The following is a 12,450-nucleotide window of genomic DNA, read 5'->3' as shown; positions in this document are numbered from 1 at the left end:
TCACCATCCTGCGCCTTGTCCTGGTGCCGGCGGTGGTGCTGGCGATGCTGCAGGCGCGCTGGGACTGGGCTTTTGCCGGGGTCCCCGTCGCCGGCATTTCGGACGGCGTCGATGGCTTCATCGCCCGCCGTTTCAATCAGCAGTCCACGCTCGGCGCCTATCTCGATCCGATCGCCGACAAGCTGCTGCTGGTTTCGGTGTTCGTGGTCATGGGCCTCATCGGGCAATTGCCGCTGTGGCTGGTCGTCACCATGGTGTCGCGCGACGCGTTGATCGTCTGCGCGGTCCTGCTGTCCGCCGTCATGGCCCATCCGGTCGAGATGAAACCGCTTTTCGTGTCGAAGGCCAACACCGCCATCCAGATCGTGCTGGCGGCGGTTGTGCTGGGTGAGCTTGCCCTGTCGGTTCATCTCGACCCGCTGAGGCCGGTTCTCATATTGCTGTCCGGGGTCTTGACCGTGGCTTCGGCCGCAGCCTATCTCGTGACTTGGCTGAGGCACATGAGCTGACATGACGAAGGCTCCACTCCGGACATCCGAGACAGAAGCGGCGGCGATCGAGGCCGCGGCCGCCGACATCGCCGCGTCCGCGACCTTTCGCCGCCAGATCTTCTTCTGGCTGGCCGGCGCCGCGCTGCTGGCGCTTTTCCTCTATGTCTTCAGCGCCATCCTGCTGCCCTTCGTCGCCGGCATGGTGCTTGCCTATTTCCTCGATCCCGTTGCCGACCGGCTGCAGCGGCTCGGCCTGTCGCGTTTCATGGCGACGGTGGTCATCCTCATCACCTTCCTCATCGTGCTGGTCCTGGCCTTTGTCATCCTCATTCCGGTTCTGGCCACGCAGATGGCCGATTTCGCCGGCAAATTGCCGGAATATCTGACCCGGCTGCAAAGCCTGATCACCTCGTTCGATCCGAAATGGCTGGAGCAGAAGTTCGGCGTCAACGCCAATAGCTTGCGCGACGGGCTGAATTCGCTGCTGACCTCCGGCTTCGGTTTTGTCACCACCGTCTTCACCTCGCTGTGGAGTTCCGGCATGGCGCTGGTTTCTGTGGTCAGCCTGTTCGTGGTGACACCGGTGGTCGCCTTCTACATGCTGCTCGACTGGGACCGCATGGTGGCGGTCATCGACGGCTGGGTGCCACGCGACAACGTCCAGACCGTGCGCGCCATCGCACGGGACATCAACACCGCCACGGCAGGCTTCGTGCGTGGCCAGGGCACGCTGTGCCTGGTGCTGGGCGCCATGTATGCCACCGGGCTGACGCTGACCGGACTGAACTTCGGCATCCTCATCGGCCTGTTCGCCGGGCTGATTTCCTTCATCCCCTATGTCGGCTCGCTGACCGGGCTGGTGCTGGCCGTCGGCGTCGCCTTCGTCCAGTTCTGGCCGGACTGGACGATGATCGTCGCGGTCGCGGTCGTGTTTTTCATCGGCCAGTTCATCGAGGGCAACATCCTGCAGCCGCGGCTGGTCGGCAAGAGCGTCGGCCTGCACCCGGTATGGCTGATGTTTTCGCTGTTTGCCTTCGGCGCGCTGTTCGGCTTCGTCGGCTTGTTGATCGCGGTGCCGGCTTCGGCCGCCGTCGCCGTGCTGGTGCGGTTCGCAATAGCCCGCTATCTCGAATCGCCGCTCTACAAGGGTCGCGGCGCGGCACCTGTGCCGCAGCTTCCGGCCGATCGCGGCGGCGGCCACCGCACGCAACCGCGTCGCTGAAGTGACTGCCCAGCCAACCGACCCGCCGCGCCAGTTGCCGCTCGACCTCGGCCATGGCACCGGCTATTCGCGTGACGAACTCGTCGTCTCCGGCACCAACAACCAGGCGGTTGCGCTGGTCGACCGCTGGCCGGACTGGCCATCGCCGGTGGTGGTGCTGGCCGGTCCCGCGGGTTCTGGCAAGACGCATCTGGCCTCGATCTGGCGCGCGCGTGCCAATGCGGCGGCGGTCGACGCCAGGCGCATCGGCGACAGCATCGCCAATCTCGGCGCGCGGCCGGCGCTGATCGACGATGTCGATACCGGGACGGTTGACGAACAAGGCCTGTTCCATCTGATCAATGCGGTGCGTGGTGCCGGCTCGCAACTGCTTCTGACGGCGCGCCGCTTTCCCTCGGCCTGGGGTGTTGGCCTGCCTGATCTTGCCTCGCGGCTGAAGGCGGCTGCGACAGTCGAAATTCATGAGCCCGACGATCTCCTGCTGGCAGGCGTCATCACAAAACTCTTCGCCGACCGTCAGATCGAGGTCGAACCGCATGTCGTGCAATATCTGGTCCGCCGCATCGAGCGCTCGCTGGCGACAGCGATGCGCGTGGTGGAGCGGCTCGACCGGACCGCGCTCGAACGCAAGACGCCGATCACCAGGGCGCTGGCAGCCGAAACCGTCAGTGCCATGGATGAAGGGCAGGGCGAGTTCGAGATCTGAGCCTGAGAGGCCGGTCTCAGAGCCACATTCTGGCGATCAGAGCCACATTCTGGCGAAATGACGGACTGCGAGATAGACGGCAGAGTGAGCGGCGATATAGCCGGCGGCGACCAGCACAAACATCCCGATACTGACACGCCAGGAGCGGGAGACCACGGCGCCCGGGGCCTGCCTCGCCTGTCTGCGGCTTTCACGGTTATTCCACATCGCCAGTGCGGCGCAGGCAATTGCCCACGTCACCATGACCGGAACCGTTATGCCGGCATAGGCAAAGTAGGCCGGTCCGAAAAGCGACACCCAGGCATCGATTCCAAGCATCTGACCCCCCTGTTTGCCGAACCGCCCGCGGCTGCCGGACACACGGCCGGTGCCGCAGCAAGTGAACCGTATGGCTGCGCCGGGCATTGGGCTGTGGGGGGATGGTCGGAGTGGAGAGATTCGAACTCCCGACCCTCTGGTCCCAAACCAGATGCGCTACCAGGCTGCGCTACACTCCGAACGGTCTGTTGCCTATTCATTTCGGTGGTGCATGGCAAGTGCAAAAACCTGCGAGAGCAAAAACCTTGCCGCCGTGCGCATTGCGCAGTAATGACGGGCGAAGGGTGGCGATGCTGCCTTGCACAACAACGAGGTGGCCATGTCCGCGCGCATTTTCAGCCCAGCCAAAACCGCGATGCAGTCCGGCAAGGCCAAGACCGGTTACTGGGTGCTGGAATTCGATCCCGAGTCGCGCAAGAAGATCGACCCGCTGATGGGCTATACGACGTCGGCAGACATGAGAAGCCAGATCAGGCTTAGCTTCGACACGCGCGAAGAGGCGGTCGCCTACGCCGAAAAGCAAGGGCTCGCTTTCCGCGTCGAAGAGCCGAAAGAGACCAAGCGCCGCCAGATTTCCTATGCGGAGAATTTCCGCTATGACCGCAGGACGCCCTGGACGCATTGAACGGCGCCCGGCGCCAGAATATCCAGCCGGCCCAAGGGCCGGCCAGCGGTCCCGTAGCTCAGCTGGATAGAGCACCGGCCTTCTAAGCCGATGGTCACAGGTTCGAATCCTGTCGGGATCGCCAAAGCCTTTCGGTCCGTTCCGGACACATAGGTTACGGTTTATACCGGAGACACGGGCTTTCAGAGAGCGGTATCAGGCCTCGTGCGCTCAGACCGCCGCCGCCAGAAGCAGCGTTACCCCCAGGACCGTCGACGCATAGATCGTCGCTAGGAGCACGATCGGCCGAGGATACTCGGTGGGTGTTGCGAGGCTGGTTATGTCGGGACCCCGAAATGTTTCGGTGCCGGGCGACGGGACGTCGGCGGCGGTGGCAGCGTTGTCATTGCAAGCGCGCACAGAAAGGCGCTGGATTATATCGGCGGCGATCAGAGGATCGTCCGCCACCAATTTCGACCAGTCCGAAACAATGCCGATTTCATGTTGTGACATCGCGCGCCTCCCATTTACGGCCTAACAGCGATGTCTAAATTATGTTCCACTAATAGTTTCGCGAGGCGGACCGCTCTTTGTCACTGCGGTCTTCTGATCGATGAAAACCACGCCCGCTGCCTCCAAGCCTCGACGGATGGCAGCCAGCTTGGCGGGACTGGGAATCCTTCGCCCGCTCTCAAAACTGCCAATCGTTCCTTCGCTGAGGCCGCACTTCGCGGCGAGTCGCACCTGCGACCACTTCAGGATCGCTCGTGCAGCTCTGCACTGCTGGGGTGTAAGGGGTTGGGTCCCTGAGACGGTGGCGCTTCGCTTGTTCACATCCTGACGGTCCTTCGCTTCGGTGGGACACGGCTTTGCACCAGGCCCGCCTTGTCCAGATCCACCGTGACCATTGTCCCGAGCGACACCGTGACCTTGTCGCCGTCGATCCGCTTAACGTCGCCGGATAATTCCATCTGCTGGCCCCTGGTCAGCCTGGTTGCCGGATCAATGACCGAATGCGGAAGACCGGGGATCGACACGCTGACGCGGTCCTTCGTGACGCGCTTCAGCACCGTCGCCATGACCGCCACCTCGTCGCCGACTTTATTGCCATGCTCTGATTCTGGGGCGGCATCTGCCGGCGTCAAGGATTAGCTGCGTCTGATATAGAAAAGTCCGCGGGCGTGGCTCGGCGCCAGCGTATTATTTCGTTACTCGGCCTTTTCGGAACCTTCCCGCGCACGGCGCGTTCGGCCCGCTGTATTCGCGGACCCTCATATAAAAGTGGACAGGCGGGAGGCAAACAAGGGTGGGGAGGAGTGTTGCCATGTCGAAGCGAGAAATAGGGATATCTTCGGCCCTCGATCGGCGCATTGCCGATCTCAGGGCCAGGATGCAGGACGCCCGGATCACGGAATACGAAATGAAGACCTTTCAAAAAGTGGCTTCAGCCATGGGAGGCGACGGAGGCTCCCTGCGTCTCGATGCCGACGACCTGATCGCGGCATCCTTTGTCGTCGATGCGCTGGGTGAACCGACGCTCAACTGACGACGGGCGATCTGGCTTCGCGCGCCGTTTTGCCCTTGCCCGGCCGGCAATTGGCCCACGCCTTCACACTTTGAAACAGGATGGCTGCTTTCCAGCGGCCGTCCTGTGGCGTCTGCCCAAGCGTCTGTCGCAAGTCATAGGCAGGGGCTGGTTGGCCGGTGGATTTGATTCCGCCGCCGACATCGAATTGGAGGGAAAGTCTTATCAATTTGTTTGGGTTGGTGCGTCATAGTAGCGACGGCTAACGGAGTGGACGCGATGAAGCTCGATCTGTCGCCGACGAGCTGGGGCAGGGTGATCGCTGTCACGGCAGTCGGTACGGCATTCTTCATTGCCGTGGCGTTCTTCGTCGATTCCTTCAATTTTCCCTATCTTTCGCCCGAGGCCGTGTGGCGGGCGCAGATGACCGACCTGATGCTGCCTTTGGTGCTGGGCGGCTCGTTTCTGTTTTTCCTGATGTGGAAGATTCGCCAGCTGGCCATCGCGCAGCGCGATCTCAGCGTCATCGCCGCGACCGACAGCCTGACGGCGGTGCTGAACCGTGGCGCCTTCTCGATGCTGGTCGAAGCCTATCTCGAGCAGACCCGCAAGCAGGAGCAGACCCGTTCGGGGGCGCTGCTGATCATCGACGCCGACCACTTCAAGTCGATCAATGACCGCCTGGGCCATGATTGCGGCGATCAGGCCCTCAAACTGATAGCGCAGGCGATCAAGGGGCAACTGCGTGGCAGCGATATCGTCGGCCGCATCGGCGGCGAAGAATTCGGCGTGTTTCTGCCCGGCGTGGATCCCTCGCAATCCTGGGTGGTTGCCGAAAGCATCCGCCGGCGTATCAGGGAGATGGAATTCTCACCCGGCGGCAGGCCTTGTCCGCTTTCCGTCAGCATCGGCGGCACAAGCTTTACCGGCCCGATCACCTATGAGGAAATTTTCTCCGCTGCCGACAGAAGGCTTTACACGGCCAAGTCGAACGGACGCGATCAAGTCAGCTTCGATCCGGCCGGAACGTCTCCGGCGCCTGCGCCCGGCGTCGCCACCGTGCATTGATGGCAGAAACTTGCAGAAGGCTGATCGGGAAGCTCTCGAAACAGACGCTCCTTCTATGTTTCCAAATGCTTATAATCAGCCGCAAGGAATCCGATCCTTACGGATAGCATGCCGGCTCGATGGGCCATGGACTGCAACCGCTTGCCGGTATACTCCCCCGCGTTGGCGATTTTCGTTGTCGGCAGAAACGGTTTTGACTCTGAGTTTCCAAGCGTTCCGGCCGACAGCGATCATGATTTTTGATGCTGGCGAACATATGCGGAAACGGTCAGGTAAACACAGCTATTATGATCCATTTGTTCAACGGCTTTCAGGACCCCTTCGGTGGCAGTGACCTTGAAGCTCTGGAACTGTACCGGTTGTTGAGTGTCGATTCCGAGGTGCATCTGTGGGCAACCTCCTCCAGCGTGTCCGGCGAGTTGATGCGGAATTTCCCGATTCGCCGCGTCTCGCTGTCGAAGTGGGATGTACCGAATGGCGGTACCTACGTCTTTCTCGGCTCTCATTGGCGCAACAAGATATGGCCTTACCTGATCCCGCGGCCGCGCCGGCTGATCTATGTCTTCAATACCTTTCACCCGAAAATCATCTCGCTGACGAGACGCATGCCCCGCATGCTGAACTGGCCCGACGCCGAACTGGTGCTGATTTCCGATTTTCAGAGACGGATGCTCCAAGTCGATGGCACCGTGCATCCGTCTCCGATCGATATCGAACGTTTTTCACCACGGCGTCTGGGTTCGGATCGTCCCTTCACCGTCGGACGCTTGAGCCGCGATGGGCCGGGCAAACATCATCCCGATGACATACCCCTCTACAAGACATTGCTGGCCGAAGGTACAGCCTTGCGGATACAGGGAGGGATAGGGCTCAAGGACAGCCTCATGCCGCATCCGCAACTCGAACTGTTCCCACCCGGCCAATTTTCCGCCGAAGAGTTTCTGCAGACGCTCGACGTGTTTTATTATCGCACCGGTTGGCATATGGAAACCTTCGGTCGCGTGGTGTTCGAGGCGATGGCCTGCGGGTTGCCCGTGGTCTGCCATTCATATGGCGGTTATTCCGACCATATCAGGCATGGCGAAAACGGTTTCTTGTTCGAAACGACGCAGCAGGCGGCGCGCATCCTGGCCGATCTCAAAGCCGACCCGGCGCTGCGGGCGGCAGTGGGCCTCAAGGCACGGCAGACCGTCGAGCAGACCTATTCTTCCCAAGCTGTGCGACAGAGGCTGGATTTCTACCTGCGTTAGCTGCACGTCATCCTTTGGGCCATGGGACATCCTTGGCGCAACAACATGCCCGCTGTCATCGATCTCGACATCGCGCTAAAGCAGGCACGCAAAGCGGACGAATGGGGCCGACAGCCAGCGGCGTGCCACAGACTGGGCAGGACTTCTTATCGATGACTTTGATGGGCGCGGCGGCACTGCTGATCCTGATCCTGACTTACGCCGGTGTCGCCATTGGCCGCATCCCCGGCCTGCGCCTCGACCGGGCAGGGATCGCGCTTCTCGGCGGGGCCGCGATGATCGCCATCGGCGCGCTCAGCATGGAGGATGCGTACCGGGCGATCAATTTCGATACCATCACGCTTCTGCTCGGCATGATGATTGTGGTGGCGCATTTAAAAGTGTCGGGCGCCTTTCGTGGCCTTGGCGCCGTCGCCATCGAGCACGCGCATGCGCCCTTCATGCTCTTGGTGATGGTGACGCTGCTGACCGGCGTGTTGTCCGCCTTCCTGGTCAACGACGCCATCTGTCTCGTCATGGCGCCGATCGTCGTCCACGTCACCCGTGTGATCAAGCGCAACCCGATCCCCTATCTGATCGCCACCGCCACCGCGTCGAATTGCGGCAGCGTCGCAACCATCACCGGCAATCCCCAAAACATGGTCATCGGTGCACTGTCGGGCATTTCCTATCCGGCCTTTTCGGCAGCGCTGGCTCCGGTCGCCCTGTTCGGCCTCGTCGCGGTCGTTGTCATCATCCGCATTGTCTTCCGGGCCGAATTCGCCCGCACCGTCCAACTGACGCCCGAGGTCTCGCGTGGCCGCATGCACAAGGGGCAGGTGCTGAAGGCGGTGGTGGTCTGCATCGGGCTGGCAATTGCCTTCTTCGCCGGCGTGCCCGTCGCCAAGGCAGCACTCATCGGCGGCGCCATCCTCTTGCTCACCCGGGCCATCAAGCCGGAGCGCATCTACCGCGAGATCGACGGTCCGCTGCTGTTCATGTTCGCCGGTCTGTTCGTTGTCGTCGCCGGCGCTGAAAAGACGCTTCTTTCGCCCGACATGATCGCTTCGGCCAGGAACCTCGGGCTGGACGACGTCTGGCGCTTGTCCGGCTTCACCGCGGTGCTTTCCAACATCATGAGCAATGTTCCGGCCGTGCTGGCGCTGCGGCCCTTCATACCCGGCCTCGAAAACCCCGAGCGCGCCTGGCTGGTCGTCGCCATGAGCTCGACGCTGGCCGGCAATTTCACGCTGCTGGGTTCGGTCGCCAACCTGATCGTCGCCGAACAGGCGCGGGCCGCCGGCACGACGCTGTCGTTCGGCGCTTTTTTCAAGGTCGGCTTGCCTTTGACGCTGATAACGCTGGCCGCCGGCACCGCATGGCTGGCTTTCGGTTTCTAATGCATGTCGCCCAAAAGTGGCCCCGGTTTTGGGCCAACGACATGCATAAAACCAAAGGCTTAAAGCGCGTCGCGCTTTAGACCTGACTGCCTGAAAGTCGCGCCCGCACCAGCGTCGCCGCGGCGCGTCCGGCCGCTTCGATGTAATCGGGGTTGCGGTGGATCAGCATGATCGAAAAGCAGCCGTCGATCAAAAGCACGATCTCGCGCCCCAGGGTTTGCGGCTCCGCGACGCCATGGTCCGACAGGGCGCCGGCCAGCCATGTTTCGAAATTCAGCTTGTGCCGCGCGCCCACCTTGACCGCCGGATGTCCGGGCATCGAGGCGAGTTCGGCGGCCGTGCGCAGGAAGCCGCATCCTTTCCATTTCGGGTGGCGAGCGGACCTCGCCAGATTGGTGAAGATCGCCTCGACCTTGCGATCCGCGCCGCCTTCGGCAGCCTCGAACCAGCCGGCCATCCGCTTCAGATTGGGTTGGTCGCGGCCGTCGAGATAGGCGGCGATCAGGTCGTCCTTGCTCTTGAAATGGTAGTAGAGCGTGCGCTTGGTGAGACCCGCTTCCTCGGCAACGGCATCGACGCTGACACGACCGATTCCTTCTGCATAGAAGAGCCTGGTCGCGGCATCGACAATGCGTTTGCGGGTAGGGCTCTGCGTGTCGGGCATAAGCCTATGTATACCGACTAGTGAATATACACAAGCGACAAAGGGCATAGTCTTCCTTCCATCAGCATGATGGAGAAGGAACAGCCAAATGACAGATCTTGTCCTTAGCGAAACCCGGGATGGGATTGCCATCCTCACCCTCAACCGGCCGGAGAAACTCAACGCGCTGAACTATGCCCTGATCGACCGCCTGCTTGCGGTCCTTGACGACATGGAAGTCGATGACGGCGTCCGAGCGGTCATTCTGACCGGAGCAGGGGAGCGGGCGTTTTCGGCGGGGGGCGACATTCACGAGTTCTCGGCCAGCGTGGCGCTTGGCGTCGGTGTCGCGATGCGGGATTTCGTCATGCGCGGGCAGCGGCTGACGGCGAGGCTGGAAGCCTACCGCAAGCCCATCATCGCCGCCGTCAACGGCATTGCCTTTGGTGGCGGCTGCGAAATCACCGAGGCCGTACCGCTCGCTATCGCCAGTGACCGCGCTTTGTTCGCCAAGCCGGAAATCAACCTCGCAATGCCGCCGACCTTTGGTGGAACCCAGCGCTTGCCGAGGCTCGCGGGGCGCAAGCGGGCGCTCGAACTGCTGTTGACCGGCGACTGGTTTGCGCCGCCGCGGGCGCTTGAACTGGGTCTCGTCAACGAGGTTGTGCCGCATGCCGAGTTGATGCCGGCGGCATTTGATCTGGCCAGGCGTATCCTGCGGCACTCCGATCTGGCGATTGCCGGCATCCTCACGGCAGTGGCGCGCGGCCTCAACCAGAGCATCGCCGAAGGTTTGCTGGTCGAGGCCGAGCAGTTTGCCCGCGTGGCCCCGACCGCTGATCTGCGCGAAGGGCTGAATGCCTGGATTGCACGCCGCGAGCCGGGCTATGACGGCTCGTGGACACATATCGCGCGTCCCGACGAGGCCAGGCGAGCCTGAAGCGGGTCGCTGGAATTCCTCAGGCGACCCGCTTCAGGTCTTTGTTTTTATGCGTGTCGTTCTCCCAAAACCGAGGTTACTTTTGGGCGACATGCACTCGTCGGAGCTGGATCAGGGCGCCACCACCAAACGGCCCTTCATGTTGGGGTGAAAGCGGCAGAAGTAGTCGACCGGTCCCGCCGTCTTCAAAGTCAGGCTTGCGGATTTCTTCGGCGGGATCATCACTTCCCAGCCGCCTTTCACGGTTGCCGTGTGGGCGAACACATCCTTGTTCACCCACTCGATCGTGTCGCCGACCTTTGCCTCGACGGTGGCCGGAGAGAACACCAGCCTGTCGATGGTGACCTGGATGGTTTCGGCTTGCGCCGGCACGATCCCGACGGCGAGCGTCAACGCAATCCACAGATGGTGGTTCTGCATGCTCCCGGTCCTTACTTGAGCATGCCGGCGACGTGTTCGGCGTGCTGCTCATGGCCCTGGAATATCTTCAAGCCGGTTTCCAGCAGGCTTTTCAGCTCGGCATTCTGCGCCGACGGGATCAAAAGGGTTTCGAGCGCGCCGTTGACCTGCTTGTGATAGGCGACCTCATTGTCGACATAGGCCTTGTCGAAGGCAGCGCCGTGGAGTTTGGCGAGCTTGGCCCGCTCCTCCGTCGCAGCTTTGGTCAGCGCCTTGCTGGTGGGGTTGTCTTCCGGGGTGACCTTGAGCTTCTTGACCAGGTCGAGCGCCTGAACATTTACAGCCTCGTGATCGCGGACCATATCCTTGGCGAAATCGACAACCTCCTTGTTCTTCGATTTGTCGATGGCCAGCTTGGCCGCTTCGATGTCGATGACCCCGGCCGTGTAGGCGATATGGGCGATCTGCGGATCGGTCGGCTTGTCGGCGGCTTGTGCGAACGGCGCGGTGCCGAGCAGCAGCAGGGCGGCGAGCGCAGCAGTGTGTCGGATAGACATGGCATCTCCTTCGCCGGGACGCTGAAATCGTCCCGGACAGTGTTTTTCGGTTGACGGTCATTGGATGCTGGTCAGCGGCAAACGTTCCCGCTGAAATGAACTGAAATCCGCTGAGGCTCAGCTTTCCAGCCCGAGCCGTCGCATCACGGCGCTGGTCAGTCGTTCGCAACGCCGGCCGGCGAAGGGGAAGGCGTCGAGCAGCACCGGCCCGATCTGGTCGTCCAGCGCCTTGCGGACAAGGGCGCGGGCGCGGTGCAGCCTTGTCTTGACGGTTTGCGGCCGCACGCCGAGGAGGTCGGCGGTCTCTTCGATGCTCAGCCCCTCGATCACCCGCGCCACGAACACCGTCCGGTAGACGTCGGGAAGGCTGTCGGTGGCCTGTTCGACCAGTTGGAGGATCTGCCGTTGCGCCATTGTCCGTTCCGGATCGTCGCTGGGATTGAGGGGAAACCGGATGATCTCGGCTTGCGGATTTTCCGGCAGCGCCACCGTTTTGCGTCTTTTGCGCAGCCGGCCGAGCGCCTCGTTGATGACGATGCGCGATAGCCATGTGGCGAGCGAGGAGTCGCCGCGAAACGCATCGAGATGGGCGAAGGCCTTGACGTATGCCTCCTGCACGATGTCCTCGGCCTCGCTGTCATTGCGCACGACGCCGCGCGCGATCCGGTAAAGCCGCTGATTGTGTGTCTTGATGATGGTGCGGAAGGCGTCGCCGTCGCGCGCCAGCGCGCGGTGCACAAGCTGCATCTCGCCTGGCACAGCGGAAGGCACGGCCGTCAACACAGCAGGCATGGCAAGTTTCCTCAACCCAATCTCCGAACCAGGATCTCGATTGGGAGATTGGACGCTGTCGCCGGCAAAAGGTTCCCGAAGATTTTCTGCCGGGTCCGGCGGCCGCTACACTACAGTGCGAGCGAAGGCTTGTCAGGCAGCCTGCAGGCGCGCCGTGGCCGCCAACAGATCGGTCTGGGTGATCAGCCCGAGAATCCGCTTGTCGTCGTCGACGATGATGACCGCATGGCTGCGGCCGTCGGTGAGGACGGGCAGCAGACCCATGGCGGCGACGCCGGCGGCGGCTGTTGCCGCGGGCGTTAAGACGGATCCAACCGTCCCCGAGGCCTGGGTGAGTTCGCGCAACCCCACCGTGCCTGCCAGCCTGGCTTCCGCATTGACGACCGGCAAGGTGCGGATGTTGTGGTCAAGCAGCAATTGGCGCGCCGCCTCGGTGGAGGTGTGAGCATCGACCGAGATCACATCGCGCGACATGATGTCCTCGCACAGAAGGGTCTTGTGCGCGCGCACCATCGCCTGCAATTCGACCTGCCGCAGCAGCCGGTCGAGATCGTTG

At 62.2% G+C, this 12,450-nt stretch carries 18 protein-coding genes and 2 tRNA genes; 10 read left to right on the top strand and 10 right to left on the bottom strand.

All coding sequences use genetic code 11. The annotated features are described in order from the left end of the window. The 3 genes from EN994_RS04440 to hdaA all read left to right on the top strand — a co-directional run. On the top strand, positions 1-509 hold a 509-nt coding region (locus tag EN994_RS04440; RefSeq protein ID WP_164745809.1), incomplete at its 5' end, for a CDP-alcohol phosphatidyltransferase family protein. A 1-nt stretch (position 510) separates the two neighbouring features. Then, on the top strand, positions 511-1,713 hold the full coding sequence (locus EN994_RS04435) for an AI-2E family transporter (RefSeq protein ID WP_013532443.1): 1,203 nt from the start codon (positions 511-513) through the stop codon (positions 1,711-1,713). Between the two features lies 1 nt (position 1,714). Continuing rightward, entirely contained in the window at positions 1,715-2,419 is a 705-nt protein-coding gene (gene hdaA, locus EN994_RS04430) for a DnaA regulatory inactivator HdaA (protein WP_013532442.1), read from the top strand. A 36-nt stretch (positions 2,420-2,455) separates the two neighbouring features. Here hdaA and EN994_RS04425 read toward each other — a convergent pair whose 3' ends face one another. Further along, entirely contained in the window at positions 2,456-2,737 is a 282-nt protein-coding gene (locus tag EN994_RS04425) for a hypothetical protein (RefSeq protein WP_013532441.1), read from the bottom strand. A 102-nt stretch (positions 2,738-2,839) separates the two neighbouring features. Further along, positions 2,840-2,916: transfer RNA gene (locus EN994_RS04420), tRNA-Pro, on the bottom strand. Positions 2,917-3,056: 140 nt separating this feature from the next. Here EN994_RS04420 and EN994_RS04415 point away from each other — a divergent pair. Together EN994_RS04415 and EN994_RS04410 are read left to right on the top strand one after the other, a co-directional pair. Beyond that, positions 3,057-3,362, top strand: coding sequence for an ETC complex I subunit (locus tag EN994_RS04415; protein WP_013532440.1), 306 nt, complete (start codon positions 3,057-3,059; stop codon positions 3,360-3,362). 47 nt (positions 3,363-3,409) lie between these two features. Continuing rightward, a tRNA-Arg gene (locus EN994_RS04410) sits at positions 3,410-3,486 on the top strand. Positions 3,487-3,572: 86 nt separating this feature from the next. Here the strand turns inward: EN994_RS04410 and EN994_RS04405 are convergent. Genes EN994_RS04405 through EN994_RS04395 form a run of 3 tightly spaced genes read right to left on the bottom strand, consistent with a single transcriptional unit; the run spans position 3,573 to position 4,486 of the window. Then, entirely contained in the window at positions 3,573-3,854 is a 282-nt protein-coding gene (locus tag EN994_RS04405; RefSeq protein ID WP_013532439.1) for a hypothetical protein, read from the bottom strand. A 39-nt stretch (positions 3,855-3,893) separates the two neighbouring features. Then, positions 3,894-4,175 (bottom strand): helix-turn-helix transcriptional regulator, encoded by a 282-nt coding sequence (locus tag EN994_RS04400; RefSeq protein ID WP_013532438.1) that lies wholly within the window; start codon positions 4,173-4,175, stop codon positions 3,894-3,896. After that, positions 4,172-4,486 carry a hypothetical protein gene (locus EN994_RS04395; RefSeq protein ID WP_244514287.1) on the bottom strand — a complete coding sequence of 105 codons (315 nt, stop codon included), beginning with the start codon at positions 4,484-4,486 and terminating at the stop codon, positions 4,172-4,174. Before EN994_RS04395 ends, EN994_RS04400 begins: the two co-directional genes overlap by 4 nt. A gap of 179 nt (positions 4,487-4,665) precedes the next feature. On the opposite strand from EN994_RS04395, the gene EN994_RS04390 reads away from it, so the two are divergent. From EN994_RS04390 to EN994_RS04375, 4 genes are all read left to right on the top strand, one after another. Next, positions 4,666-4,887 carry a hypothetical protein gene (locus EN994_RS04390; RefSeq protein ID WP_013532436.1) on the top strand — a complete coding sequence of 74 codons (222 nt, stop codon included), beginning with the start codon at positions 4,666-4,668 and terminating at the stop codon, positions 4,885-4,887. A 258-nt stretch (positions 4,888-5,145) separates the two neighbouring features. Continuing rightward, positions 5,146-5,934 carry a GGDEF domain-containing protein gene (locus EN994_RS04385; protein ID WP_013532435.1) on the top strand — a complete coding sequence of 263 codons (789 nt, stop codon included), beginning with the start codon at positions 5,146-5,148 and terminating at the stop codon, positions 5,932-5,934. Positions 5,935-6,221: 287 nt separating this feature from the next. After that, on the top strand, positions 6,222-7,184 hold the full coding sequence (locus EN994_RS04380) for a glycosyltransferase (protein WP_013532434.1): 963 nt from the start codon (positions 6,222-6,224) through the stop codon (positions 7,182-7,184). Between the two features lie 152 nt (positions 7,185-7,336). Next, a complete protein-coding gene (locus EN994_RS04375) occupies positions 7,337-8,563 on the top strand; it encodes an anion transporter (protein WP_013532433.1) in 1,227 nt (408 codons plus the stop codon). 76 nt (positions 8,564-8,639) lie between these two features. On the opposite strand, the gene EN994_RS04365 is transcribed toward EN994_RS04375, so the two are convergent. Continuing rightward, on the bottom strand, positions 8,640-9,227 hold the full coding sequence (locus EN994_RS04365; protein WP_024505017.1) for a TetR/AcrR family transcriptional regulator: 588 nt from the start codon (positions 9,225-9,227) through the stop codon (positions 8,640-8,642). An 88-nt stretch (positions 9,228-9,315) separates the two neighbouring features. On the opposite strand from EN994_RS04365, the gene EN994_RS04360 reads away from it, so the two are divergent. Continuing rightward, positions 9,316-10,146 carry a crotonase/enoyl-CoA hydratase family protein gene (locus tag EN994_RS04360; RefSeq protein WP_013532431.1) on the top strand — a complete coding sequence of 277 codons (831 nt, stop codon included), beginning with the start codon at positions 9,316-9,318 and terminating at the stop codon, positions 10,144-10,146. A gap of 111 nt (positions 10,147-10,257) precedes the next feature. Here EN994_RS04360 and EN994_RS04355 read toward each other — a convergent pair whose 3' ends face one another. The 4 genes from EN994_RS04355 to EN994_RS04340 form a co-directional block, all read right to left on the bottom strand. Beyond that, complete coding sequence (locus EN994_RS04355) at positions 10,258-10,566, bottom strand: cupredoxin family copper-binding protein (protein ID WP_013532430.1); 309 nt, start codon at positions 10,564-10,566, stop codon at positions 10,258-10,260. Between the two features lie 11 nt (positions 10,567-10,577). Then, positions 10,578-11,102, bottom strand: a complete 525-nt coding sequence (locus tag EN994_RS04350; protein ID WP_013532429.1) for a DUF4142 domain-containing protein — start codon at positions 11,100-11,102, stop codon at positions 10,578-10,580. A gap of 117 nt (positions 11,103-11,219) precedes the next feature. Then, complete coding sequence (locus EN994_RS04345) at positions 11,220-11,894, bottom strand: RNA polymerase sigma factor (protein ID WP_013532428.1); 675 nt, start codon at positions 11,892-11,894, stop codon at positions 11,220-11,222. Between the two features lie 132 nt (positions 11,895-12,026). Further along, a partial coding sequence (locus tag EN994_RS04340; protein ID WP_127307409.1) for a CBS domain-containing protein occupies positions 12,027-12,450 on the bottom strand: 424 nt, incomplete at its 5' end.

It is taken from the genome of Mesorhizobium sp. M7A.F.Ca.CA.002.09.1.1 (assembly GCF_003998555.1).
In the GTDB taxonomy this organism is placed as follows: domain Bacteria; phylum Pseudomonadota; class Alphaproteobacteria; order Rhizobiales; family Rhizobiaceae; genus Mesorhizobium; species Mesorhizobium ciceri.
Note: the sequence above shows the minus strand (reverse complement) of the source record. Positions and strands in the feature narration are given on the sequence as shown.